Annotated in this window: 21 protein-coding genes and 4 pseudogenes; 11 read left to right on the forward strand and 14 right to left on the reverse strand. The window is 41.5% G+C overall.

The features are described 5' to 3' along the window. Positions 1-13: 13 nt before the first annotated feature. On the forward strand, positions 14-334 hold the full coding sequence (locus A3712_RS06805; RefSeq protein WP_004730185.1) for a heavy metal-binding domain-containing protein: 321 nt from the start codon (positions 14-16) through the stop codon (positions 332-334). Between the two features lie 144 nt (positions 335-478). On the opposite strand, the gene A3712_RS06810 is transcribed toward A3712_RS06805, so the two are convergent. Together A3712_RS06810 and A3712_RS06815 are read right to left on the reverse strand one after the other, a co-directional pair. Beyond that, on the reverse strand, positions 479-1,735 hold the full coding sequence (locus A3712_RS06810; protein WP_063522822.1) for a peptidoglycan DD-metalloendopeptidase family protein: 1,257 nt from the start codon (positions 1,733-1,735) through the stop codon (positions 479-481). A gap of 143 nt (positions 1,736-1,878) precedes the next feature. Continuing rightward, complete coding sequence (locus A3712_RS06815) at positions 1,879-2,718, reverse strand: tetratricopeptide repeat protein (protein ID WP_063522823.1); 840 nt, start codon at positions 2,716-2,718, stop codon at positions 1,879-1,881. A gap of 276 nt (positions 2,719-2,994) precedes the next feature. Between A3712_RS06815 and A3712_RS06820 the strand changes: the two genes are divergently transcribed. Next, positions 2,995-3,510, forward strand: a complete 516-nt coding sequence (locus A3712_RS06820; protein ID WP_082856191.1) for a cytochrome b — start codon at positions 2,995-2,997, stop codon at positions 3,508-3,510. Between the two features lie 83 nt (positions 3,511-3,593). Here the strand turns inward: A3712_RS06820 and A3712_RS06825 are convergent, their stop codons facing one another. The 8 genes and pseudogenes from A3712_RS06825 to A3712_RS27310 all read right to left on the reverse strand — a co-directional run bounded on the left by A3712_RS06825 (position 3,594) and on the right by A3712_RS27310 (position 12,268). After that, complete coding sequence (locus tag A3712_RS06825) at positions 3,594-4,028, reverse strand: hypothetical protein (protein WP_063522824.1); 435 nt, start codon at positions 4,026-4,028, stop codon at positions 3,594-3,596. Positions 4,029-4,075: 47 nt separating this feature from the next. Then, positions 4,076-4,342 (reverse strand): hypothetical protein, encoded by a 267-nt coding sequence (locus A3712_RS06830; protein ID WP_063522825.1) that lies wholly within the window; start codon positions 4,340-4,342, stop codon positions 4,076-4,078. Between the two features lie 587 nt (positions 4,343-4,929). Then, a complete protein-coding gene (locus tag A3712_RS06835; RefSeq protein ID WP_063522826.1) occupies positions 4,930-6,714 on the reverse strand; it encodes an ABC transporter ATP-binding protein in 1,785 nt (594 codons plus the stop codon). Then, positions 6,708-8,471 carry an ABC transporter ATP-binding protein gene (locus A3712_RS06840; protein WP_063522827.1) on the reverse strand — a complete coding sequence of 588 codons (1,764 nt, stop codon included), beginning with the start codon at positions 8,469-8,471 and terminating at the stop codon, positions 6,708-6,710. Before A3712_RS06840 ends, A3712_RS06835 begins: the two co-directional genes overlap by 7 nt. Before the next feature lie 230 nt (positions 8,472-8,701). Next, positions 8,702-9,217: a hypothetical protein gene (locus A3712_RS06845; RefSeq protein WP_063522828.1), complete on the reverse strand. Its 516-nt coding sequence runs from the start codon at positions 9,215-9,217 to the stop codon at positions 8,702-8,704. A 13-nt stretch (positions 9,218-9,230) separates the two neighbouring features. Continuing rightward, positions 9,231-11,339: an LruC domain-containing protein gene (locus A3712_RS06850; protein WP_063522829.1), complete on the reverse strand. Its 2,109-nt coding sequence runs from the start codon at positions 11,337-11,339 to the stop codon at positions 9,231-9,233. Between the two features lie 572 nt (positions 11,340-11,911). Further along, positions 11,912-12,030, reverse strand: a pseudogene (locus A3712_RS27690) (DNA mismatch repair protein MutT); the annotation flags it as partial. An 88-nt stretch (positions 12,031-12,118) separates the two neighbouring features. Further along, complete coding sequence (locus A3712_RS27310) at positions 12,119-12,268, reverse strand: hypothetical protein (protein WP_157618715.1); 150 nt, start codon at positions 12,266-12,268, stop codon at positions 12,119-12,121. A 78-nt stretch (positions 12,269-12,346) separates the two neighbouring features. On the opposite strand from A3712_RS27310, the pseudogene A3712_RS06855 reads away from it, so the two are divergent. From A3712_RS06855 to A3712_RS06865, 3 genes and pseudogenes are all read left to right on the forward strand, one after another. After that, positions 12,347-12,910: pseudogene (locus A3712_RS06855) on the forward strand (phage portal protein); the annotation flags it as partial. A gap of 647 nt (positions 12,911-13,557) precedes the next feature. Next, positions 13,558-13,896 (forward strand): hypothetical protein, encoded by a 339-nt coding sequence (locus A3712_RS06860; RefSeq protein WP_063522830.1) that lies wholly within the window; start codon positions 13,558-13,560, stop codon positions 13,894-13,896. Positions 13,897-13,946: 50 nt separating this feature from the next. After that, positions 13,947-14,294: a hypothetical protein gene (locus A3712_RS06865; protein ID WP_063522831.1), complete on the forward strand. Its 348-nt coding sequence runs from the start codon at positions 13,947-13,949 to the stop codon at positions 14,292-14,294. Positions 14,295-14,462: 168 nt separating this feature from the next. Here the strand turns inward: A3712_RS06865 and A3712_RS28180 are convergent. After that, positions 14,463-14,690 (reverse strand): annotated as a pseudogene (locus A3712_RS28180) (IS630 family transposase); the annotation flags it as partial. Between the two features lie 136 nt (positions 14,691-14,826). On the opposite strand from A3712_RS28180, the gene A3712_RS06870 reads away from it, so the two are divergent. Both A3712_RS06870 and A3712_RS28830 read left to right on the forward strand, forming a co-directional pair. After that, the gene (locus A3712_RS06870; RefSeq protein WP_231891776.1) at positions 14,827-15,840 is read left to right on the forward strand and encodes a DUF1254 domain-containing protein; all 1,014 of its coding nucleotides are present in this window, start codon (positions 14,827-14,829) and stop codon (positions 15,838-15,840) included. Between the two features lie 257 nt (positions 15,841-16,097). Next, entirely contained in the window at positions 16,098-16,184 is an 87-nt protein-coding gene (locus tag A3712_RS28830; RefSeq protein ID WP_443083584.1) for a hypothetical protein, read from the forward strand. 804 nt (positions 16,185-16,988) lie between these two features. Here the strand turns inward: A3712_RS28830 and A3712_RS28700 are convergent. Beyond that, positions 16,989-17,333: pseudogene (locus A3712_RS28700) on the reverse strand (hypothetical protein). Positions 17,334-17,786: 453 nt separating this feature from the next. Between A3712_RS28700 and A3712_RS28195 the strand changes: the two are divergent. Then, complete coding sequence (locus A3712_RS28195; RefSeq protein WP_231891778.1) at positions 17,787-18,131, forward strand: tyrosine-type recombinase/integrase; 345 nt, start codon at positions 17,787-17,789, stop codon at positions 18,129-18,131. A gap of 30 nt (positions 18,132-18,161) precedes the next feature. On the opposite strand, the gene A3712_RS06885 is transcribed toward A3712_RS28195, so the two are convergent. After that, positions 18,162-18,680 carry an NUDIX hydrolase gene (locus tag A3712_RS06885; protein WP_063522832.1) on the reverse strand — a complete coding sequence of 173 codons (519 nt, stop codon included), beginning with the start codon at positions 18,678-18,680 and terminating at the stop codon, positions 18,162-18,164. Between the two features lie 368 nt (positions 18,681-19,048). Here A3712_RS06885 and A3712_RS06890 point away from each other — a divergent pair, with 368 nt between their 5' ends. Both A3712_RS06890 and A3712_RS06895 read left to right on the forward strand, forming a co-directional pair. Continuing rightward, positions 19,049-19,312: a putative hemolysin gene (locus tag A3712_RS06890; protein WP_008217178.1), complete on the forward strand. Its 264-nt coding sequence runs from the start codon at positions 19,049-19,051 to the stop codon at positions 19,310-19,312. A gap of 196 nt (positions 19,313-19,508) precedes the next feature. Beyond that, complete coding sequence (locus tag A3712_RS06895) at positions 19,509-20,186, forward strand: hypothetical protein (protein ID WP_063522833.1); 678 nt, start codon at positions 19,509-19,511, stop codon at positions 20,184-20,186. A 4-nt stretch (positions 20,187-20,190) separates the two neighbouring features. On the opposite strand, the gene A3712_RS06900 is transcribed toward A3712_RS06895, so the two are convergent. Next, positions 20,191-21,069, reverse strand: a complete 879-nt coding sequence (locus A3712_RS06900) for a YdcF family protein (protein ID WP_063522834.1) — start codon at positions 21,067-21,069, stop codon at positions 20,191-20,193. A gap of 306 nt (positions 21,070-21,375) precedes the next feature. On the opposite strand from A3712_RS06900, the gene A3712_RS06905 reads away from it, so the two are divergent. Then, positions 21,376-22,746: an L-serine ammonia-lyase gene (locus tag A3712_RS06905; RefSeq protein ID WP_063522835.1), complete on the forward strand. Its 1,371-nt coding sequence runs from the start codon at positions 21,376-21,378 to the stop codon at positions 22,744-22,746. Positions 22,747-22,770 lie beyond the last annotated feature (24 nt).

Consider the following 22,770-nt stretch of genomic DNA (forward strand, 5'->3'; position numbering starts at 1 on the left):
ACAAGAGGCCATTATGATTATTACCACCACACAATCTGTCGAAGGTAAACGCATTGTCGACTACAAAGGGGTTATTGCCGGAGAAGCTATCTTAGGGGTGAACGTATTCAAGGATATGTTTTCTGGCATTCGTGATTTTGTTGGTGGACGTTCTGGCACCTACGAAAAGGAACTCGAGAAAGCACGCAACTATGCATTCAAAGAGTTAGAGCAGAAAGCGATTGAAGCCGGAGCAAACGCCGTCGTGGGTGTCGACATCGATTATGAAGTGCTTGGCACAGGTAACGGCATGCTAATGGTGTCTGCCAGTGGCACAGCGGTGGTTGTTGCCTAATTGATACTGGTTGATTTTGAGCCCAGCTAACCACCAAGCCTTGCAGCCTGGAAGCCAATAATGTGATTCTCTATAAAAGCCCCTGGCCAAATCGATAGCTAAGGGGCATTTTTGTATGCATTGCCAAGTTAGGTTTGAATATCTTTAACTTGCACGCTCTGCGGGCTCAGAGATCATGGCATCAAAAGATGCGATTCGAGCCAAAAACTCTTTTCTATCTTTAGGCATAATCGAGCTCGCCATCGGTAAGTTGGCCTTCATCGCATCAACAGCTCGACCACGAACCAACACCTCAAAATGCAAGTGTGGGCCAGTAATACGGCCAGTCGCACCCGATAGCGCAATTTTTTGGCCTCGCTTAATTTGTTGCCCTTTCTTAACTAAGAATCGGCTCAAGTGAAGATAACGCGTCGTGTATACACTGTTGTGTTCGATCACCAAGTACTTGCCGGCATAGGGGTGGTCACGAAGCGCAACAACACGGCCATCACCCGTTGAGTAGACAGGTGAGCCCACTGGCGTCGCAAAGTCGGTTCCATTATGTGGTGAGATTCGCCCTGTTACTGGGTGTCTTCGTGTCGGGTTAAATGGTGAGGTAATTCGTCGAAATTTTCTGTCGACAGGGTATCTATCAAAGGCTTGCTCTAGACTATTGCCCTCTCTGTCATAGAAAAGACCATCTGGCGCTAGAAAAGCGGCCACCTCACGGTTTCGCAACTGGATTGAGATCCCTTGAACTTCTGTTTTACCTGTTAGGTGATCATCTGTATATTGCTCTTTAACCAATACATTGAATTGGTCACCCGCTCTCAGCTCACGAGCGAAGTTAACTTTATCTTTCAACGTGCGAGTAATATTCGCTATCTGGGCGGTAGTTAACCCTGCTCTGTATGCAGACGTTGAAAAGCTCCCTTCGACAGTACCTGCATAGAGTTTTTCTTTCCATTCACCTAGGGTCTCGTGGAATTTATAGGTGAAACTACCATCATCGTTTCGAGTAAAGGTCGCTTGCTCAACCGGACTCTCGTGATAAATCAACTCCACAAGCTGTTTAGAGTCACCATCCAAAAGCAGTTCTAAATGATCACCTGGCTTAATTGTATCGAGTTTCAAAGACTCAAGATCCGCTTCCATGACTTTATGAACGGTTTCATAAGGCAGATTCCAAGACAAAAATATGTTGCTGAGGGTATCCCCTACCTTCACAAAGTAGTGAATTTTGACTAATGAGTTAGTCTGATTTTGTACCTGCGCCTGTTCCTCACCGTCCGTGTGTAGTTCTTGATAAGGCGTTATTTTTATTGAAATTTCTTTTTCTGTTTCGGAATGAAAGGAAAGGAAAGTAGCGAGTGAAAATGCACTGATTGCAATCATAATCAGGCTAATACGGAGGTACTTCATAAAATACTTAACGGTTATAACAAGGGACTTATAAAGTGTTATAACATAACAAATCATGCAAAAGCACTAATGAAATGTAAGAAACCGTTCCGTATAAAGCATAAAAGTATGGTGGGACACGCCCCCACCATACAATCAAATCGTTATTCTTCGCGAAGCGCCTCAAAACGTTCTAAGCCTCGAAGCATTTCGAAGTCCGGCTCTTCAGCCAACAACTCTCGCATCGAGCCACTGGCTTCGACGGAACGTTCTAAATCATCAATCGCTTGACCTTCTGCTCCTAACCTAGCGTATGCACATGCTCGTTGATATAAAGCATGAGCGTTCTGGTCATCTACCTCTAACACACGATTACATAAGCTCATCGCCCAATGGTATTCCTGAATCTCCATCGCTGCGTCCGCTTTGTATGTCAATGCTTCCAAGTCCCCAGGACGAACCTTCAAAATCTCATCATAGATTTCAATTTTCTGTTCCGCGGTTTGAGCATTCTGCGCCCTCAACCATAGGTTGTGGATCTCATTGATGATTTCGATTTCTCGGTTGTTCTCTGAAATGATTCTTGTCTTACGCTTCAAGTCTCTCTCAAGCACGTTGAACTTTTTCTCATAATCTTGAGCGATAGTGTTGAGTCGTTGATCTGCCATCTCTTTGGTAGTGTGTTTTAGCTCTTTGAGCGATTGCCAACCGACTAAGGCGATTAAAGACGCTACACCTGCAATAATGTAGAAGAAATAGGTAACGGTGACATTGGCATAATTGAGCGACTTATCTGCCACAGCCAGCTCACGATCCGTCATCTGAATTGTTAAGCGCCTTTCAAGATCTTGCTGATCCATTCGCAACTGCTTCAACTCATCTAAAACGTAGCGTTCCATCAATGGTCTATCCAAATACTCTTTTTCAGAGTACTTAACTTCTTCGCTTGCAAAACTCATTGTGCTGAACACTGAGATAACTGCAATCAATAAGATTCGAAGCATTATACATTCCTTACATATTTATCTTTAACCTAACTGTATCTCGTAATAGGCATACAAGCTAGGAAATGGGCAAGTTTGCCTTATCCATATTGGAATTAACACTCTAAAACATCATTGATAATTATAAAACACCTGAAGCAACATCATTAATTTCTAAATTATAAAAATACCAAGTAATACTGTTCTATATAATTAATTCGCGATGCAAATATAGAGTCATTTGATTTATTGCATCGAGGTGAAACTTATATTGATAACGATCAGAGCGAGGTTAATTTGAATAATCCAAGATACGATTTAGTAAGCCGTGTACTGCACTGGGTAATGGCTTCAGTAATCATTTATGCCACAATCGCAGGTTATGTGATGCACTATGTTGCCAGTCATCCAGAGCTGTTTTCATTCTTATCAGTGCTTAACATGTCATTGGCAACCGTTGCGACACCATTACTCGTTATTCGTTATATCTGGAGTCACTTTCACTCTTCCCCAACCATGCCAACATCAATACCAGAGGGACAAAAGTGTGTGGCTAAGCTTGTTCACTCTTTAATGTACCTCGCCATGTTTATGGTGTTCAGTACAGGCTATTTAATGCTGGAACAACCATACTCATTATTCTGGTTAACCACAGTCGAAAATCTAATTACCAACCCAGCAATCAACAGCTTCTTCTTTTATTTACATCGTGTCAGTTGCATTGCCCTAGCTTGTTTGGTTGTTTTACATATTAGTGCAGCACTTAAACACCACTTCGTCTCCAAGAACTATGTATTAAAAATGATGATTTAAATAATACTGGGACACTTTGGACTTAAATCGCGGCCAAAAAAAAAGCCATAGCACTTCTGCTATGGCTTTCTTTTTCGGCGTGATTACTTGGATTGGTTATCAAGCATCACTTGCCAGTATTCACATTTAGCAAGAAACTCTTTTAGGTAAAGTTCTGGGTTAGCTAGCTTCTCGCCCCCCTTAACATCAGCACCAGTCACTCGCCAAAAGCTGCGAGTCACTACGTTTCTATGATAAATAAAATCGTTAAATTCGCTTTTTTTCAGCGGTAGTTGTTCACCGAACGTCTGCTCATACAAGCTGAGTGTTGCTTCTTGGTGACACGCCTTCTCTCTCAAAAAGGTTTCTGAGTCTAAACCTAGCTCTTTATGAGCATCTTTTGACAAGGTTTTTGCTAATTTAGAGATCACATTAAACAGCGCCAACTCTACTTTTTGGGACGCTATTAACGATGCACCCAAAAGTGCATGTTCATTGGAGATCTGTTGCTCTGTTGCTGAAACGGAAGCTGTTGTCACTGTGTTAACCTCAAATTGTCATAACGGATATTATTGAGCGTTTCTGATTACGCGCTTTTGCTAAGCTGAGCTCGTTTAGCGTCAACGATGATAAAACCAGCCGCGTCTTCACTTTTCTCTACTTGCACTAAACCTTTGAAGCCAATTTGCGACAGTTTATTCGCAAGGTGCTCAGGTGCGGTTTCAAAAACTACCGACATGAAAGGTAAATGCTCTGCGGAAACAAAGCCATGCTCGTTAAACAGGTCCATTGCGTGAGATAAATGGTCTGAGTCGGTTAATTCAATGATTTCTACAACTTCTTCCAACAACATTTTCGATTCCATATTCGCCAGAAAGTGACTGACACAAGCACGTAAGTTTGCTCGCATACATCCCGATGCCCTAAGACACCCCTTAAGTAGTAGGGAGATGATAACATATTAATGTTCGTAAAATATGTATATTTTCTAGCTACTCATTTACCGAAAATCACAAGTAACGCCCCTACATTCCTCACGTTACTCAGGCAGTTAACTAGAATTCACACCCTGTAGTCCTCAAGGTTAATCCGTGCTTGCAATGGGCGCATTGAGCTTGGCGGTGTTGGAGATAGAAAGATTTTCTATCATCACAACAAAATAGAGGATCAAGCTAAAATCGGTATTTTTCATGCTCTACTAAAACTATAGAGTTATGTTATTACTCACATCTCGATAGTCCTTTACTGAAAATGAAAACGTATCCCAATATTATCGTTTGTTACCTATACAGAATCTCTATCACTCAGATCAATCTTTGGTGTTGGGCGAGTTATATTGGCTATAAACAAAAGTTATGCCCGACTAAAAACAATAAACCCCAGTGCGATGACTGGGACTTATTGGACCGCTGACAACAAATAAACCGATTGCAGTAGAGCCTAGGCTTCAGCTGCCTTTGGCTCATTGGTCTCCACTATCGACTCTTTCAATAAGCCAGCATAAATACCGTTGTGCGCCACTAACTGCTGGTGATTACCCTTTTCAACTATCTCACCTTTTTCTAGCACTAGTATAGTGTCTGAGTGACGTACCGTGCTCAGGCGGTGAGCAATCGCTATCACGGTTTTCTCTTTGAACAGACGCTGCATCGCTTTTTGAATAAGATCCTCGGTAATCGAATCTACCGAGCTGGTTGCCTCATCCAGCATCATCAGCTGTCCACCTTGGGCGACTGCTCTGGCGAACGAAATAAGCTGCGTCTGTCCTACTGATAGGTTCGCTCCATTCTTATCTAATTGGAAGTCATAGCCTTGAGGCAGCTGTTCAATGAACTTGTCGGCATAAACATAACGCGCCGCCTGCTCAATCTCGGTACTTGATAGATGTTCTTTACCTAGTGCGATATTGAAAGCTATCGTCTCTTCGAACAAATGCACATCTTGCATCATCATCGAGAACAGGTGTGCCGAGTTTTCACTAGAGATCTGCGACAGCTCAATGCCATTCAGCAATATGCTGCCTTCGTAGTCTTGGTAAGTTTTAGAAATCAAACGCAGAATCGTTGACTTGCCTGAGCCTGTAGAGCCCACAAGTGCAATTTGGTGTCCTTTTTCCAAGACAAAAGAGACGTTCTTAAGCACATAGGGAGAATCATCTTTATAACGAAAACTAACGTTCTTAAATTCAAGGCTTTCAAACTGCTCTAAAACTTTAGCAACCTTATCTGATGGCAGTAAGTTACGCCCTTCTTCTTCAGTTGGTTCAACAAACAACTCTTCGATATGATCGAAGGCCGCAAATGAGCTCTGAATAGAAGCAATTTGTGAAGTAAAATCGCGGATCGGCACGAACACTTTTTCTAAAGTATTAATGAAGGCAATTAACACACCTAAAGTCAGTGCTTCCTCAATAACTTGCTCTGAGCCATACCAAATCATTACCGCAATGGTGATGGACGTGATACCAGAAATGAACGAGAACAAAATCGCATCATATTTATTGATCTTTTTCTGCGCCCTGAGAAATTCGTCGGTATAGCCTTGGTAACGTTGTTCCACTTGTTCTTCCGCTCGGTACATCTGTACGGTTTTCATACCAAACAAGACTTCTTGCAAGAAACCAATGCCTTGAGCCAAAGACGAACGCGTAATATTATACAGAGCACGAAGTCGATTTCGAACATGCACAGTCAGATACATCACCGGAGGCATAATGATCAATACGATCAGCGTTAGCTTCCAATCAATAAAGAACATCATAACCAATAGCGCAATGGTGTTAATGCTGTCTTTTACCAAACCGACAACCGACTGGACAAACGTCTCGCCTATGGTTTCTAAATCACTGGTCAGACGCGAGAGCGTGACGCCAATCGGAGTGTTATCAAAATAGCTGCGTGGTAACTTCAAAACACGAGCAAACAGCACTAAACGCATGTCAGTGATGGTGTATTGACCCATTTTACGCAGGTTATACGCATAAATGGTATCCACGACATAACTGGCGACTAGCACGGCAACCAGGTAGAAAACGTATTCTAACAGCCCATCCATATCTCCATGGCTCAACTGAACGTCGATAACTTGGATGATCAACCAGGGGAACAATAAGCTCGTGATGACAGAAAGCGGAAGCATTGCAATGCCCAAAATCGCGAAACCTTTGTATTTCTTGGCAAACTTAAAGAAATGCTTTAGGTACTTGAGGTCAACACCTTTTAACATGCTACTGCCTCCGTTTCATTTTGCTGTAGTAACCATGTCTCATAGTAGTAATCGCAAGTTTTCAGTAAGGTTTTATGGTCGCCCTTAGCAATCACTTTTCCTTCATTCAACACGATAACTTCATCCATATACTCCAGTGCATTAACACGATGTGAGACGACAAGAACCGACTGGTTTTCTAATCGCTTGAATAGACCTTCTAAGATTTTTCTCTCTGTCTCGTAGTCAACAGCAGACAGGACGTTATCCATAATGATGAGATCGGTTGGTTGTAATAGAGCACGAGCAATACTGAGGCGCTGTTTCTGCCCTCCTGATAGCATAATGCCCTTCTCACCGACTAAAGTTTGGTCACCTTGCTCAAAGCGTGTCACATCACCGGCTAGTTGGCTAAGCTCTAACACTTCATCAACCTGGCTTTTTGCGAGCTCGGTATCGGCGCTACCAAAACGAATATTCGCTTCTACAGTAGCTGAGAACAGATATGGATCTTGGGTAACGGTTTTGACGTAACGACGCAAATCACTACGCGAGAAGCTTGTGATATCTCTCTCGCCAAGCAGTACTGACCCTTGTGGAGTGTCCAAGTGATGGTTCAAACAGTTTACCAACGTCGTTTTACCCGCACCGATTCCGCCTAACACTCCGACTTTCTTCCCTGCTGGAATATCAAAACTAATGTCATCGAGAATCAGACGCTCTTCACCCGGGTAGCTAAAGCTTAGGTTACGCACGGAGAACGTTTTTCCTTTAAGATATTTCACATCGAGATCAGAAAGCTTCTGCTCATCAAGCTCTGGGATTTGGGCATTAAGAATAGTTTGTGCGCTTTGAATACCGACCATGCCGCGCTGATAAATCGTCGCGATTCGTCCTAATTGCATCAGCGGCATGGCAAGCAAGACTGAATAAGTTAAGAATGCTGTGATTTCACCTAGGGTCAGTTCCTGTCTCATCAGCATAAAACCACCTAAACCTAAAATAATGATTTTCATCAGGTCATTGGCGTAATCGAGAATTGGCATAAAGAAGACTTGGATACGCGTGATTTTGAGGCGGCATTCAAGCAACAACTGATTCAGTTTCTCAGTCTCCGCTCTTACCCAAGATGACATCTGCTGGCTTTTAATCAGGTCAATTCCAGACAAATAGCTCATCAGTTGTGCAGACAAGTTTTGCAGTCGCTTCATATGCTCTAGATGGAGCGTTTTCATGCGCTTAAAGCCCACTCGGAAAATCACGAAAGCGATTGAAATCGGAATGATCGAATACAGGGTTAGTTCAGGCGATATACGCCACATGTATAGCGGCGTTAAAGATAGAGCGAGCAACGCATTAAAGAATTGCAGAAAGCCAACACCAAACATCAAACGAATACCACTTAGGTCATTGTTGATGATTGAGATTAAACGACCAGAAGCAAAGCGCTCGTGAAAGCTATTTGGCAAGAGGTTGAGTTTCTGAAGAAGTGTGGTTTTTAGTGAAGCTTCTGTTATTCGCCCTGGGTTGAGCGCATAAATGCGAGACAGAATCCTAACGACGACCATTGCAACCGACATACCAACCACAATCCAAACATAAGTCTGTAGCTGTTGATGACCACTTGAGGAGGCGTCATCAATTAGGTCTATTGCCAGTTGGATATAACGGGGAATTTCTACTTGTAACCAGTTAACGAGAAAAATGAACACAACCGCAAGTAAATAAGAGTTGCGATTCATGCGCAAGTAATGGGCAATAAACTGTCTTTTATTCATAACATTCTTTATTGAGGGCAGGCTTATAACTATTTGGTGATTTTGCTTAGAAAGCACTTCACGATATGGCAAAGATACATCAAAAACACTTAGTTGACAATATCAACCATATTCAATGATTCGTCATCGCTATTCATTTTTCGTATTGTAGACACAACTTTGCCGCCAAGTATGGCGGCAAAGGTATTAGAAGTGGAAATGAAAGCTAAGGCTTCAATCCAGTATTGGCATTAAAGAAGCACATCCACCTTATCATTTTCGATACTAAAGGAGCCCTTCACTTCACTGCCTAATGCTGATGGGTACCAAACTTCGACCCAAATTTTATCAACATGGTTTGGTAACAATAGCGTTGTCGAAAAGTCAGTGTCTTCATTAATCGGCGTTCTTAGCACCTGAGATGTGTAGTCGACAACGTCTCCATCAAACTCAGTGTATAAACTCATGAAGCCTCTGGAGCTTTGCGAACTCGCCACATCAACCGTCACTGCTACTTCTCTCTCAGTTGAGAAATCAAAGCCTTCAGGTATGGTCAGCTCCACCGCTCTCAAAACTTGTTCCTCAGGCACGTCGCTAGAGGTCACTGTGTTATTGCCAGCAGATGACGTGTCGCCTGATGAAGAATCATCCGCTGGTGGGACAGAGCTTGGAGCTGATGTAGTAGAACCACCGCCACCGCCTCCGCCACCACATGCTGCAAGGAAGGTAAGCGTCACACTACTTAGCATTAGTTTTGATAGTTTCATAAATCCTCCTTGATTAATCTTCGGTAGACCAAGTTTTGTCTGAGTTAGGGTTTAGATACCAAGTCGGTTTGGAAGAACCGCCAGAGGTTGCCCATTCTGCAAAGTCTGGGAACGCTTCACTGATATCAATATACTCTGATGGGTGATTCCAAGGAGATGAAATCAAAATACCCCAAGGCATGTTTTGCGTAGTTCTGTAGTATTTTCCAGTACTTGGATCTGAATCATCTTGCGCTACACCGTAAAAGTCGCTGACTAACGTACCACGTGACGTTGGTGGAAGATCCGCAGTATGAATCTCAAGGTCTTTACCAGGAGAGCCGGTAAAACTAGAGCCATGGAAGAGCCCTTCACCCGGACCAAAGATGAACGGGTCGAACCCACTCAATGGTAGCAGTGAACTTACTATTGGTTGATCGCCATCGTTAAACGGTAGTGAGATGCTGAACGTCATTTGGTCAGACTCAAGAGACGGATTACAAGATGGGTTGGTACGGTGGAACATACACTCATCGTTGATCGGGATATCATTTCTCAAGTTCAGTGAAGCGACCACAACAAGATCCCCTCCCGGTGATGCAACCGATTTATCTTCGCCAGTAAACGGTGAGATATTCACACGAGTTGCGCCGTTTTTCTGAACTCTGGCAGTCTGTAAGTCCACATCCGACTCATCAAAGCCACTCAGTTTCCAACCCAAGCCATTACCGTAAGAGGCGCCGTAAGCCATGATGCTACCGCTAATATCCATACGTAACACAGCATCATCTTTACTTAAAATGGTGGTTCGGTAATAAACAACAACATCATTTAAATCGAAGTCACCCACTTCAGGCCAGTTATCTTCGAACGCTGCAGTGTAGTAGTTAGAGTGTTGGATAGTGGTTCCCGGATCAGTGACGTTAAACACGTAATCCTCGACCTCCCCATCACCTACATAGCCATAACTTGGAATATTAGGGCTGCTCGCTAAACGGAAACGGGTTTGCACAGTACCCACGCTTGCGTTATCGGCGACTCGGATTGGAATCACTTGTCCACCACCGACAACCGCATGATTTTTCAATATTTGTTCATCATCATCGAAAGTACCACTTAAGTCCCAGTCAGCCCAAGCTTGTAAGAGACCATTGCCTACTACATTAACGTTGATGAGACTATCCAACCCGATTTCTAAGTTAGTAAGTAGCGTAATACCGTCGTCATCATTCCCGTCAACATCCAAGTCATCGCCGTTTGATAAAGCGCCCGGTTGTCCGTCAGAATCTGTATCAACAGTAGCCCCCAGATAAAGTGTTGAAGAGACAGCATGTTCAGCACCATTGCTTGCTTGTAACGTTCCATAGGTGTCCGGCGCATCACCAAAATCAGAATCATCAGAGCTCTCAATCGGATTAGCAAAACCACTCAAATCCCAGTTGCCATCAAAGGCAGAAAAGATTGGATTAGGGAAATTACCACCAGTAGTCACTGTTTCAAACTGGAGCGTAACTATGGAAGTATTTTTGTAGGTAAATTTAACCGCCCCTGAAGTGTCTGTTTCAGAGTAGTTAGTACCTGGTCCGGTGAAAAGAACTGAATCTCCATCAGCACTCTCTTCAGCAGTCAGACTGGCACTCGCACTCCCTAGCTGGTAGCTGTAAAAGCCTTCACTTTTGAAGACTCGAACTTGCTCTGACTGAACGGGCTCACCATCAATGTCATAACCGATCATTTCAAACTCAGGAATGGTGTAAGGGACCGAGAAAGTACCTGATAGCCCATCTGTTCCGTCAAAGAACTCAAAGGTATAAATCAAACCTGCAGACCCGGCAGAGTTAGTTTGATAGAGGAAACCAATATCGCCTGACGGTTGTGTTGCGCCAACTTTGTAATTAGGTGCATGAAACATAAATGTAGCATCACCAAATACGCTACTGGATACCTTGGCATCAATAGTCTTTCCATTGTGTGTACCAACATTGAGGAAGTGCATGGTGGCGCCATCGTAGGTTGGCCCTGCCCAGCTGCTGCTACCGTTCGTTGATTCTATGTGATTTGAAAAATCCAAGTCCACTATAGTTGCGTGGACCGGGACACTAACTATTGCTCCGATGAGATAAATAATTTGCTTGTATTTCATAGTTGACCTCGACTTCTTCTTCGCTTGGGCGATTTCCTTGAAAAGTACGTAAACTTTGAACGGCAAAGCTAAATAAATGTGTCCCTAAAATCTGATGCTACGAGACAACGGATGTCTACTTTTTTATTTTGGTGCCGACAAAACGAGTTGCATAAGAAGCAGAAGCAAGAGGGAAGCCAAGTTTTTGAACACTTAGAAAATAAACATAACAACATGAAAGTATAGGTTTATTTTTCTCCCCCCCCCCTTAGACTCTGGACCAAATAAACACTATATTCAAAATAGGAATCAATTTGATAAATGAAGTAACTCAATTTGACAGCTTGTCTTTAATTGGAGTGTTAGAAGTAGACTCCAAGTGAATAAATATGTCGTTCAAACAGAGGAAGCGGCGTGAAACTAGAGAAATAATGGCTGTTGGCTTTAAGAAAAGTTAGATGGCTGAAATCGATAATAATGAACTGTTTAAATACGGGGGAAATTAAACAGTTCAAAGGTCGTTGTCGGCTGCACTTCAGTTACAACTGAACAATTAATTCTGTGCAATTACTGCAAACTAAGGTTTGGTGAGGTTAAAGCGTTTCTTTCGCGATCAAATGCAAAAATAAATCTCACGCTCAATGGTCATGCCCTTTTTAGGGCTTTCAGTCATCGCCTTTTCATTATGTGCAATTGCTGTATGGATGTTCATCAACATAATATTCCCTACCAAAAATAGTACATTAAAAATCATAAACTTAGACTAACTCAACATACAAAGTGGCGACGACTTTTGAGCTCTAAGATACGGCAAGATATGGAGAAAGTTGCATTCTGTCACTCTGTACACCTTTTCGCATTTTATCAACTAGACCCGAATTACTGTTATCGAGCCTTTGTAATAAGCCAGTCAGTAAATATAAAGAAGCATCTGCTTTTGCACTTTTCATAGACGGTCCTTGTTAATTTTCACGATTCACATAACGCTCGGTTAATATGAAGCCTCTGGGCAAAAACGCCACAAGTAAGAGGACATCATTTTCATCAAGCAATATGACCCTGTTCAGCAGGTTTATGGTGGGCCCGATTACTTAGGGTGTGTTCAATCTGCACTCCTAAGCCAGGACTCGACCACCTTTCGCCGCCGGTACTATAAGAACGGTTTGCACATGGGCTTTATCTTCTACGCCACCGACCCAAACCTAAGTAAAGAAGATGAAGATGACCTGAAAGAAAAGATGGCTTCAAGCCGCGGCGTAGGTAACTTTCGTTCGATGTTTATCAATATTCCGAACGGCAATGAGAGAGGTATACAGCTCATACCCGTTGGCGATATTGCCACAAAAGATGAATATGAAAAGATTAAGAACGTGACTGCGCAAGAGGTGATCACTGGCCACCGCTTCCCCGTTGAGCTCACTGCCATTATTCCTAATGGTGGGACCCGTGGTGACCCTATTAAATTCGATTACGTCTACTGCAAAAATGAAGTCATTCCAGCTTACGAGATGTTCATGGATGCCGTTAATCGTGATCCCGAAGTGCCGGAAAGTCTGCATTTAACCTTTGATCTGGACAACGTTGCCACGTAAACACAGTGACATTTTTTGCAATTTTGTTTTTCTCTCCGATTCACGCTCAGCCCTTATCCAGTAAGGGCTGAAGCGATACGAAACTGATCATCAAAAAACACAAATGATCATTTAAAAACTGACCTAAAATACAGAAATTCAAATATTTCAGACACTTAAAAACCCACAACAGATCATCGCAGATCGTCATAATTTCAATTTTTTGCAACTTTTTGCACTCTTCGCAATTTCATTAGACGCAATATAAGCCATTCTGAGCACCATTAACATTCAGCAAGCCCCGTTATTACTAAAGGGCTAACGGCTCGTTAACCTTTATTAGCAGTTGCAGAATTTCGCTGAAATAGAATTGCGAAAAGGTGAGATCGAAAACGTCGCAGGTGGGGAGGAGGAGTGCGTTTTTGGTGATGTATTTGTACTTTAGCTGACTAGTTAGTAGATATAGGTTGCTGTGTTCGCTTTTTTAAATAACCCCACCATTGTTCCATTCACTTTCAAAAATAACAATTACACAAAAACAAAATATAAATCACAATTTTCATTTTCAGAAAAATAAAACATTTTTGTCAGTTCTATTTTTCATATTAATGTAAATGGGATGTTAAATTTATACATTATTGGTTTTAAAATTTATAGGTCTTTTAATAATGAAACTAACAACAACTTTATTGGCTACCCTTATTTTTTCTTCAACAGGCGCTATTGCTAATACAACAGAATTAAATGAACAAGATGAATTATTAATTCAACGAGCAGAAAAAATACATCTTCGTAGTTGTGCATTGGCGCAATTTCAAAAACTTTCTAATAATCCAGAGAAGCTAGTAGAACTACAATCAGTATTTCACACTATGAAGGATAATATTGAAGCTTTTGTTATTGAAAATGGTTTTAACATATCAAGCCGTGACGGTAATTCTTCGTTTACCGTAGACGACGCTGCTATCATGTTAGTTGCGAGCTGCATTGTACCAACAAGAAATTAATTTATTTATATTTTAATTTTATCTGTCAATTTTATTTAATAGGAAAAACCATGAAAATTCTAACAGCAATCACCACTTCTATAATTTTATTATCTCCATTTGCTGCCAGTGCATATGATGCAAACGAACAATTTCAGGACTGTGTGAAAAATATTACAGTTTTATATCATGATGATTTGGCTAAGGAGTGTGCAACTTATCCATATTGTCGCGGTGAGAAAAAGCGCGATGAACTTAATTTGTTCAGCGTAGTGACTGCTGATGGTGCATTCGATAAAATACAACTGAGCTATGATGCTTCAGCGATAATTATTTGGGCTAATGACGTCGGCCTTAACGAATCAAATACTGATGTAATATTACGTAGTTCTGTTGATAAGTGCGGTATTACTTTCTAATTGCTACTCAAAAGAGTAATACACTGTAAAGTAATCCAAGTAATAAAAGAGTGGCTTATATCCACTCTTTTTATTTATTCGCCAATAATTTTTAAGCTTCAATCTGTATTAAAGTACTTTTCCGGCATTCCTCACCATTTCAGACCGATGATAAGCCTTACCATCGAGTTCTGCTTCTATGTAAGTAATGATTTGACGCGTATAAAAGTAGGTTTTCTCACTCAAACGCTCGAAAAGTTGCATCGTCTGAGTATCAGAAAATCGACTCTGGCTTCCGCCATTCTCAGGTTTAAGTTTTTAAGATAGAGCATAATCACTAAAGTGACGAACAGCTGCAGATTCATGAATACAAAGAGTTTGAGAGATCATAGCCGGGCTCCGACCTTCGGCAGCCAGCAGTACCATTTTCATGGTGAGCATGCATGACTCTGACTCAATGAAAAATCATGTATTTTCAATGGTTACGGATATATTTGCAACATCAGAAAGTATGAACTAATTTTTCTAAGTAATATCTAGAAAAAGGAAAAACATGATGAAATCTGGTATTTTTATTTTAAGTTCTTTGATTCTATTTGGTGCTAATGTAAACGCTAAAGAAAGTGAAAATATAGTTACATTTGAGAATTACCCCCATGTTGAATCGACTATTGAAATATCAAATTATCAAAAGTTAGCTGAAGGGGTTAACAAGTGGTATCACTTTAGAGCTCCGACACCTATAGACAATCAGCCTACTATCAGGATGAATAGAGATACTTTATATAGTATGGCTACAATCGATGTGTCTCAGGGAGCTAAAGTAACTTTACCCGATGCAGGGGAAAGATATATTTCACTAATGATTGTGAACGAGGATGGTTACACAAATAAAGTATGGTACGGCAAAGGTGAATATGAGCTAAATAAAGATTTAGTTGGAACAGATTATGCCTTTGTTATAGTAAGAATTTTCTTGGATAGTAATGATAAGAATGATGTGACTACGGTTAACAATTTACAAGATAATCTTAAAATCGAAGCAAAGAGTAGTACCCCATTTGAACCAAAAAATTGGGACATGACAAGTTATCATAAGGTTCACGAAACACTTATTGATATATTTCAGCTTCTTCCCAACACATTGGGCGCTTTTGGTAAAAAGGAGAACGTTGACCCGATACGATTTATCTTAGGTAGTGCAGGTGGTTACGGTGGGTTACCAGAAGAAGATGCATTCTACATGAATGTGAGCCCAGGACTAAGTGTTGGAAAGTATGAAATGACATTAAAAGATGTACCAGTTGATGGCTTTGTTTCGTTCAGCTTATACAACAAAGAAGGTTTTTTCTTTCAGTCTGATAGCGGCCTTCCTAGCTTAAATAATGTTACAGCTCAAAAGAATCCGGACAATAGTTTTACAGTCTACTTTGGAGGGTGTGATACTCGTAAAATAAATTGTTTGGCACTTAAAGATGGTTGGAATTTTGTTGTAAGGCTCTATCAGCCAAGAAAAGAAATTTTAAATGGAAGCTGGAATCTTCCAAGCATTAAAAAATCACAATAATTAATGTGGTTATCAGAGCTGTGTTAAAATAGCTCTGATAACTATTGGGTAAATACACCCATTGTGAAAGAAAAAAGACGACCTCTAAAACGGTAGAGCTGTATAAATCCTCAGCATAATTTAGTACCATGGGTTTATCATTTCGATAGGTCCATGGTTATTATATGAGAGTAGTTTATTCCGAGTGTGGCGATAAAGCCCGCATACAAAAATCAAAATACATTTCAGTAACTTATAGTTGATAATATTGTAGTTGCATTAACCCTGAGTGCAGCCATACCTTAGTGATGAACTTTTCCTTCAGCCATACCCTAGCACTTCAGCTAAAACGACTTCTAAATTAGCTTTTGAAATGGTTAAAGCTCTAGCCCCTGAACAACACCAGGAGCTTTCAAGCTTATAACTCTATAACTTTCGTCTGTTCAAGTATTGTGTGATACCAAACAATCAATTCCGATAGAGTACATAATAAGCCGGACATTAGAACATCAAAAGTATCTATGTGCATTGCAACATGCTCGAACCATGTCAAATTTCTTTTGGGTTTTAAAATCAAACTAAAAGTTTTATTTAACAATTTTCTGAAAGCAATCAACGGTAAAGTTGCCTTACTGGTGAAGACCAATACTTAAGCCTCTGAGGTCCCTGTATCATCTTGTTACTAGAACCTCCAATTTGTACTCCACTAAAATCCCAAAAAAAAAGAAAGCAAAAGATGCGAAGAGTGCTTGCTCAATCTCACCTAAGGACAAGATATGCTTAAGTATTCCGTATTAAAAACACTAAATAAACTGCCCATAAATAATGGCCCAACTACAAAAAACACCTCAAAAATAGAAATGTTAAAGCTACCCATAGTATTGCTACCTTTTTTATTACAATCTAATTCCCACTAAATCATCAGGCATTTCAATAAGTCATTACATCAATCACCCCATATAAATTCACAAAGCTATCGACTCTTGCTTCAGAGTGACAAAATCCAACCATATATTTCCGATGTGCTCTCTCGTACCACGAAATACCTCTACTAGCCCCACACAATGAGGGGTTGTAAAACCAGCTACAATATCGCTATTATTTCCAAAGCTTGTTTAGCAATTTAGTATTGTAGGGTGAATATTAAGTTAATGAAAAAACGTTATCATTCACATTTTCTCAGTAGTCTTGATTTGGTGGTGCTCAAGTTGGCCGTCAAACAGTGAAATGTACAGTTTATGTTCTTGATTCGCCCCTACTACATAGTGGTCTTTTTTGTAATACGTATTCGATAGTTTCAGCGTCTGCATCGGTACACAGGTATTTGATATCAATCAGTTTCACCTTCCCTATNCCTACTACGTTCTCTGCTTCAATAAACCCGCCGAAAGGAACGCGAAACACATTCCCCATCTTTAAAAGTTTGAAGTATTCTTTTTGCTTAAGTCCAATGGGTCAGCGCTGTTCATCTTGATAACACTGTAGCCTAAGCTCACATGAATGGATTGAAACATAGTAAAACCTTTATAAATTTCAACGTATTGAGATACACATCGAGCTTGTGCTTGTTGTGCGACATCAAACATTGTTCTACGTTTAAGCTCGAATCAAACTGTTTCGATATACAGTTATGTTGGGCTTAATTATGTCAGTAAGAAATTTGCTACCAAATGCGAAGCTAAAGCCTTTGAGCTTCACACGATGAAGGAGAGGAAAGGCCTAAATACAATTGCTGATCTCCGAAAACTTAAAACTTCGGAGCTAGAGTTAGCGTTTCTAACCGTCAATGAGATCAATCACCTACTGATGAAGTACAAGAGAGTCCTATGAATGGAGAACTCACAGCCACAATAAAACTATGTCTAGCAACAGGGGCAAGGATTCGAGAAGCTATCGAAGTACAAGGCTCTAAACTATCTAAATTCAAAGTAACCTAAATCAACACCAAGGGAAAAGGAAATAGGACGGTGCCCATATCAGAAGAGCTTTATCACCGGATTCACAAAGACACATCAGGTCGTCTATTTTACTGTGCATATAGCACTGTCTATAAATGGCTTACTCGAGCATTGCCTAATTTACCCAATGGGCAAGGAACACATGTTTTGCGCCATACCTTTGCAAGTCACTTTATGATGAATGGAGGGAACATTTTGGTATTACAGAACATTTTAGGGCACACCGATATTGCAATGACGATGCGCTATTCTCATTCTGCACCTAACCATTTGAGCGATGCTATTCACTTTAATCCGCTGAATTCTTTGCCGCCCCAAAATGGCGACAAAGTGGCAACAGAAGATGTTATTTAGCGTTTAAAAGGGCTTTTAAACGTTTTTAGCCTAAAGCATTTCCTTCGCCACTAAATGCAGCAAAAACGTTTCCCGCTCAATGCTCATGCCCTTTTTAGGGCTCTCGGCAATGGTCTTCTCATTGTGGGCAATGGCCTCATGAATGTTAATCCACACAGGCTTCATCCCATTCTTTACCTCGTAGTCTTCGTAAGCTGTCTCACCAAGTTCACGATCGATCTTGCACGAATAGCAGTAGGAAATCATATGCATTATATCGGCATCATCTTTGTACCAAGGACGAAACTCTTCAAAAATGCCAAACGGCTTAATGCCATGAATGTTCTTTGCACCCGTCTCTTCTTCAAGCTCTCGGACCATGCCCTCAATCACGTCTTCGCCTTCATCTATGCCACCACCAGGAATGGTGTAGTCGTGGTAACGCTCGGTATAAAGCATCAGAATATCTTCACCATCTAAGACAATCGCTCTGGCAGCGTTGCGCTCATAAACTGTTTTGTTATCTAGGTGGTCGATATCCGGGTGAATGGTCGTTTTTAGGTGTCTCATGGCTCTAACTGCTCAACTGAATTTGGCGGCATCATATCATAATCATTCATAGATTCGAGGTTCATAGCCGTTCACATCAACACACCTTCTAACTTTGTACCTCATAACCGACAAAGTAAGAAAACATCACAGAGCTTCTTAAAAGCCTTAACTCAACAATTGATACCCTTCTATAAACCGACTAGCTTAGCTTGATCTAGCCCTCAAAAAGCAGCTAAACATGACAAAATATCAACCTATTTCAATATCTTGACCAAATTAGAACAACCTTTTCTGAAATCTAAAATATACTCATTTGATAGAGCTTCTAATTGGGTTCTGTAGAACTTAACGTATTCAACCATAGAGTTATGACGTAGGAGATAAACATGAAGAAAATTGGTTTGATGGCTGTATTTGCCGTTGTATTAGGTGGTTGTGCAAACGACTATGCTGAGTATAGCGAAGGCCAACGTGTTTCAGTCGCCAATCCAGCGGCCGTTTATTGTGTTCAACAGGATGGCGAATTAGACACGGTTACTGAAAACAATCAACGCACCACTTATTGTGTCTTTGATGACGGTGAGCGTATTGAGCAATGGGAGTACTACAGAAATAATCATGAGCAAGAGTCAGAAGCTAAAAGTGAATAACGCTCCACTCTGATACCCACCAATCCCTCCCTCTTTTCAATTCAATCAATTACGTAAACTGGCTGCCAATTGGCAGCTGTTTACCGTATATATACACCAATTGTACACTGTTTTATTACTGACATTTCTATGACATTGTCAAATTCCAAGCAGATAGAATGCCGACCTGTTACAAATATTTACAAGTTGAATTGAAATGAAAAACCAGTCTAAAACGGAAGAGCAAACTCACATGTCTTTTGAACTCCCTGAGTTCACCCTTTCTCAATCGACCTCTCAAGTGATCTATAAGCGTTGCCAAACCGCTTTAATCGTTCTCGCTATTGGTATTGTTGCTAATTTAGCGCTCAGAATTGATTTTGTATTGTTGAACGGCAATGTTGGTGAGATCTCAGTGACAGAGATGCTGCAACAGCTGCTACTTATCGTTGCTTCAGGTTCTTTTGCTTACCTAGCAAGAAAGAGAAGTGAAGTGAAACACGCTGCGGTTCTCATGAGCGCCTTCTTCGCTGTAATGTTCATCCGTGAGATGGATTTTTGGTTCGATAAGATCGTACATGGAGCCTGGGTTGTTCCTGCTGCGCTAGTTGCTGGCAGCGCTATTTTTTATGCTGTAAAAAACGGTAAGCGCACTATCGATCAACTTGCCCTTATTTTGGCTTCTCCGCACATGAACCTGTTAGTGACGGGCGTAATGCTACTGCTAGTATTCTCCCGCCTATTCGGTATGGGTAGCTTTTGGCACGATGTGATGGGCGATGATTACGTTCGTGCGGTTAAAAACATTGCAGAAGAAGGTACAGAACTACTCGCCTACTGCTTAATTGCGGTTGCTAGCCTAAAAACAGTTCTTGGCATCACCAGAAAAAAATAACGATTTATCGCCACCAGCGATGCGAATGATCCGATTCAGGGTCTAATAATCGATTCAGAAAAGTTAGGTTGGTATCTAGTAACGCTAGGTACTGCCTAACGTTTTTTATATCCGTACATACTGGAGTGCCTCGAATACAGCCTTCCAATACAGGCAGCAGACTTTCCACTATACTAAATTGAGGTGAACTTCCTACTGAGCCTTTTGCTTTCGCTAAGGCCTCCAAAGAGAGCCTTTCTGGCTCCGCCCTCACCATCTTCAAATCTCGCTTAAACGTCCCTGCACATACTCCTTCGAGATACACTCGGTACGTTGTAAGCGCGTCCATCAATAAAAACAGCTGACCTTGAGCCGTTTGGTGCGGATATGGAACTGCAACATGAGCATTCAACTTTCGGTCTATCTGCAGCTCAACACCAAGCGCTAAGCATTTCTCGACGAGAACTTTTAGTAGCCCTTGCTCGTCCATCAGTCGTTGAATTTCGAAGATGCGTTGCAAGTGATAGTCGTTCGACACAAACGTTACCTTTACACTTTGCCCGCGCGTAAACAACCCGCTTTTTATCATCTCAAGCGCTAAGTTTTGGATGTTTTCTACAGTATTCGTTGAAAGCTGCTCCAGTAAAATTGCCCCCAGGGTAAACGGGGCTTCACGAAGACTTTCAAGCTCTCGAAAATATCGGTGCATTGCATCGGCTTCCGACATGCTCTGCCCTTTGGTTACCCCACCACAAAAAGCGACCGCTGTGGACGAATAAGACTCTATGCTCAAGAACTCCGCTAGGTACTTCACCAAAGCATCAACTCGACTGATTCCTTCCTCAGTCAATTCATTCTCATTAAGCTGTTTACCCAGCACAATAAGGAGGTTATTAATGCTCATTTTATGTTCAAGTCTCGTTTTGGGGATTAGGTGGAGTGAATTATGTGTACAATGCTTGTTAACAAAAGTATTTTGAAATTCTTGTAAGTTACTCGCAATAATGCTCACTATTGCAGAGTGACATAACAAGTAACTCGAGAATCAAAGTGCAGTTTCAAAGCAAAATAGCACACTCTTGGGTTTCTCACGACTACGTTGGTTAACGATAGTTTTAAACAGAGAACGCTTTCACACAAATAAGTGAAACGAACAAATACAAATTTTACACAGAGTTCGTCCATCGAACCGTCTTCACAGGAAGTTACTATGCTGTCTATTTTTGATATCTATAAAATCGGGGTTGGGCCTTCCAGCTCCCACACAAATGGACCAATGATCGCAGGGTTTAATTTTACCCAAAAGATTGAATCTGTACTTAACCAAGTTACCCGTATTCAAATCGATTTATACGGCTCATTGTCGTTAACAGGTATCGGCCACCACACTGACCGCGCAACCCTGTTAGGTCTGCTTGGCAACCGCCCAGATACCATCAAAATAACTAGTGCTAACCTGGCAATGCGTAAAGCGATTGAAGACAAGTCTCTTATGGTTAGCGGTCACCATGAGATTCACTTTAATGTTGAAAGCGACTTACTTTTCCACAAAACCAATCTGCCGCTTCATGAAAACGGTATGACAATCTCTGCGTTTGATGAGAGCGGTAAACTTTTGGATATGGAGACCTACTACTCCATTGGTGGCGGTTTCATCGCAACGGCAGACGAGCTGCAAAACGGCAAACAAGAGTCTGAAACCCAAGTTGAGTTTCCTTTCTCATCAGCTGACCAACTCCTTGAGCTGGCTGATAAAAACGGAATGAGCCTTGGCGGTTTAATCCTGCGCAACGAAGTATCCTTTCAAGATATGGAAGCCATTGACCAAAAAGCAGACCAGATTTGGAAGGTGATGTCATTGTGCATGCAGCGTGGCTTTGATACTGAAGGTATCCTTGATGGTGGCCTTGAAGTAACACGTCGAGCACCCGCTCTTTTGAAAAAACTAGAAGCGAATGCCTCCATTGAAAACGATCCTATGGAGATCATGGATTGGATTAACCTATTTGCCTTTGCCGTGAGTGAAGAGAACGCGGCAGGTGGCCAAGTAGTAACATCGCCAACCAACGGTGCGGCTGGCGTTATCCCTGCTGTTTTAATGTACTACCATCGCTTTATCAAAGAGCTTGATACCAAGCAGCTCAAAGACTTCTTAGCGGTATCTGGCGCTATCGGTATTCTATATAAAACCAATGCGTCTATTTCGGGTGCTGAGGTAGGTTGCCAAGGCGAAGTCGGTGTATCTTCTTCAATGGCAGCTGCTGGTTTGACGGCCCTTCGTGGTGGTAGTAACGAGCAAATTTGTATTGCTGCTGAGATCGCGATGGAGCACTCACTGGGTATGACCTGTGACCCAATTGGCGGCCTGGTTCAAGTACCATGTATTGAGCGTAATGCGATGGGCGCAATGAAGGCGATCAACGCATCACGTATGGCACTAAAACGCACGAGTAAATGTCTTATCTCGTTAGACAAAGTTATCGAGACCATGTACCAAACAGGTAAAGACATGAACAAGAAGTACCGTGAAACGTCTTTAGGTGGCTTGGCGGTCATTCATATGGCACCACCGTGTGAATAAATGAGATACCTTAGAATGAAATGC

Origin of the sequence: Vibrio sp. HI00D65 (genome assembly GCF_001635455.1) — a bacterium.
Taxonomy (GTDB): domain Bacteria; phylum Pseudomonadota; class Gammaproteobacteria; order Enterobacterales; family Vibrionaceae; genus Vibrio.

What these genes read in the sequence shown, in the direction of transcription:
- A3712_RS06805 (WP_004730185.1), top strand. Translation starts at nt 14, where the DNA reads ATGATTATTACCACCACACAATCTGTCGAAGGTAAACGCATTGTCGAC.
- A3712_RS06810 (WP_063522822.1), bottom strand. Translation starts at nt 1,735, where the DNA reads ATGAAGTACCTCCGTATTAGCCTGATTATGATTGCAATCAGTGCATTT.
- A3712_RS06815 (WP_063522823.1), bottom strand. Translation starts at nt 2,718, where the DNA reads ATGCTTCGAATCTTATTGATTGCAGTTATCTCAGTGTTCAGCACAATG.
- A3712_RS06830 (WP_063522825.1), bottom strand. Translation starts at nt 4,342, where the DNA reads ATGTTGTTGGAAGAAGTTGTAGAAATCATTGAATTAACCGACTCAGAC.
- A3712_RS06835 (WP_063522826.1), bottom strand. Translation starts at nt 6,714, where the DNA reads ATGTTAAAAGGTGTTGACCTCAAGTACCTAAAGCATTTCTTTAAGTTT.
- A3712_RS06840 (WP_063522827.1), bottom strand. Translation starts at nt 8,471, where the DNA reads ATGAATAAAAGACAGTTTATTGCCCATTACTTGCGCATGAATCGCAAC.
- A3712_RS06845 (WP_063522828.1), bottom strand. Translation starts at nt 9,217, where the DNA reads ATGAAACTATCAAAACTAATGCTAAGTAGTGTGACGCTTACCTTCCTT.
- A3712_RS06850 (WP_063522829.1), bottom strand. Translation starts at nt 11,339, where the DNA reads ATGAAATACAAGCAAATTATTTATCTCATCGGAGCAATAGTTAGTGTC.
- A3712_RS27310 (WP_157618715.1), bottom strand. Translation starts at nt 12,268, where the DNA reads ATGAAAAGTGCAAAAGCAGATGCTTCTTTATATTTACTGACTGGCTTA.
- A3712_RS06860 (WP_063522830.1), top strand. Translation starts at nt 13,558, where the DNA reads ATGAAACTAACAACAACTTTATTGGCTACCCTTATTTTTTCTTCAACA.
- A3712_RS06865 (WP_063522831.1), top strand. Translation starts at nt 13,947, where the DNA reads ATGAAAATTCTAACAGCAATCACCACTTCTATAATTTTATTATCTCCA.
- A3712_RS06870 (WP_231891776.1), top strand. Translation starts at nt 14,827, where the DNA reads ATGATGAAATCTGGTATTTTTATTTTAAGTTCTTTGATTCTATTTGGT.
- A3712_RS06885 (WP_063522832.1), bottom strand. Translation starts at nt 18,680, where the DNA reads ATGAGACACCTAAAAACGACCATTCACCCGGATATCGACCACCTAGAT.
- A3712_RS06890 (WP_008217178.1), top strand. Translation starts at nt 19,049, where the DNA reads ATGAAGAAAATTGGTTTGATGGCTGTATTTGCCGTTGTATTAGGTGGT.
- A3712_RS06895 (WP_063522833.1), top strand. Translation starts at nt 19,509, where the DNA reads ATGAAAAACCAGTCTAAAACGGAAGAGCAAACTCACATGTCTTTTGAA.
- A3712_RS06900 (WP_063522834.1), bottom strand. Translation starts at nt 21,069, where the DNA reads ATGAGCATTAATAACCTCCTTATTGTGCTGGGTAAACAGCTTAATGAG.
- A3712_RS06905 (WP_063522835.1), top strand. Translation starts at nt 21,376, where the DNA reads ATGCTGTCTATTTTTGATATCTATAAAATCGGGGTTGGGCCTTCCAGC.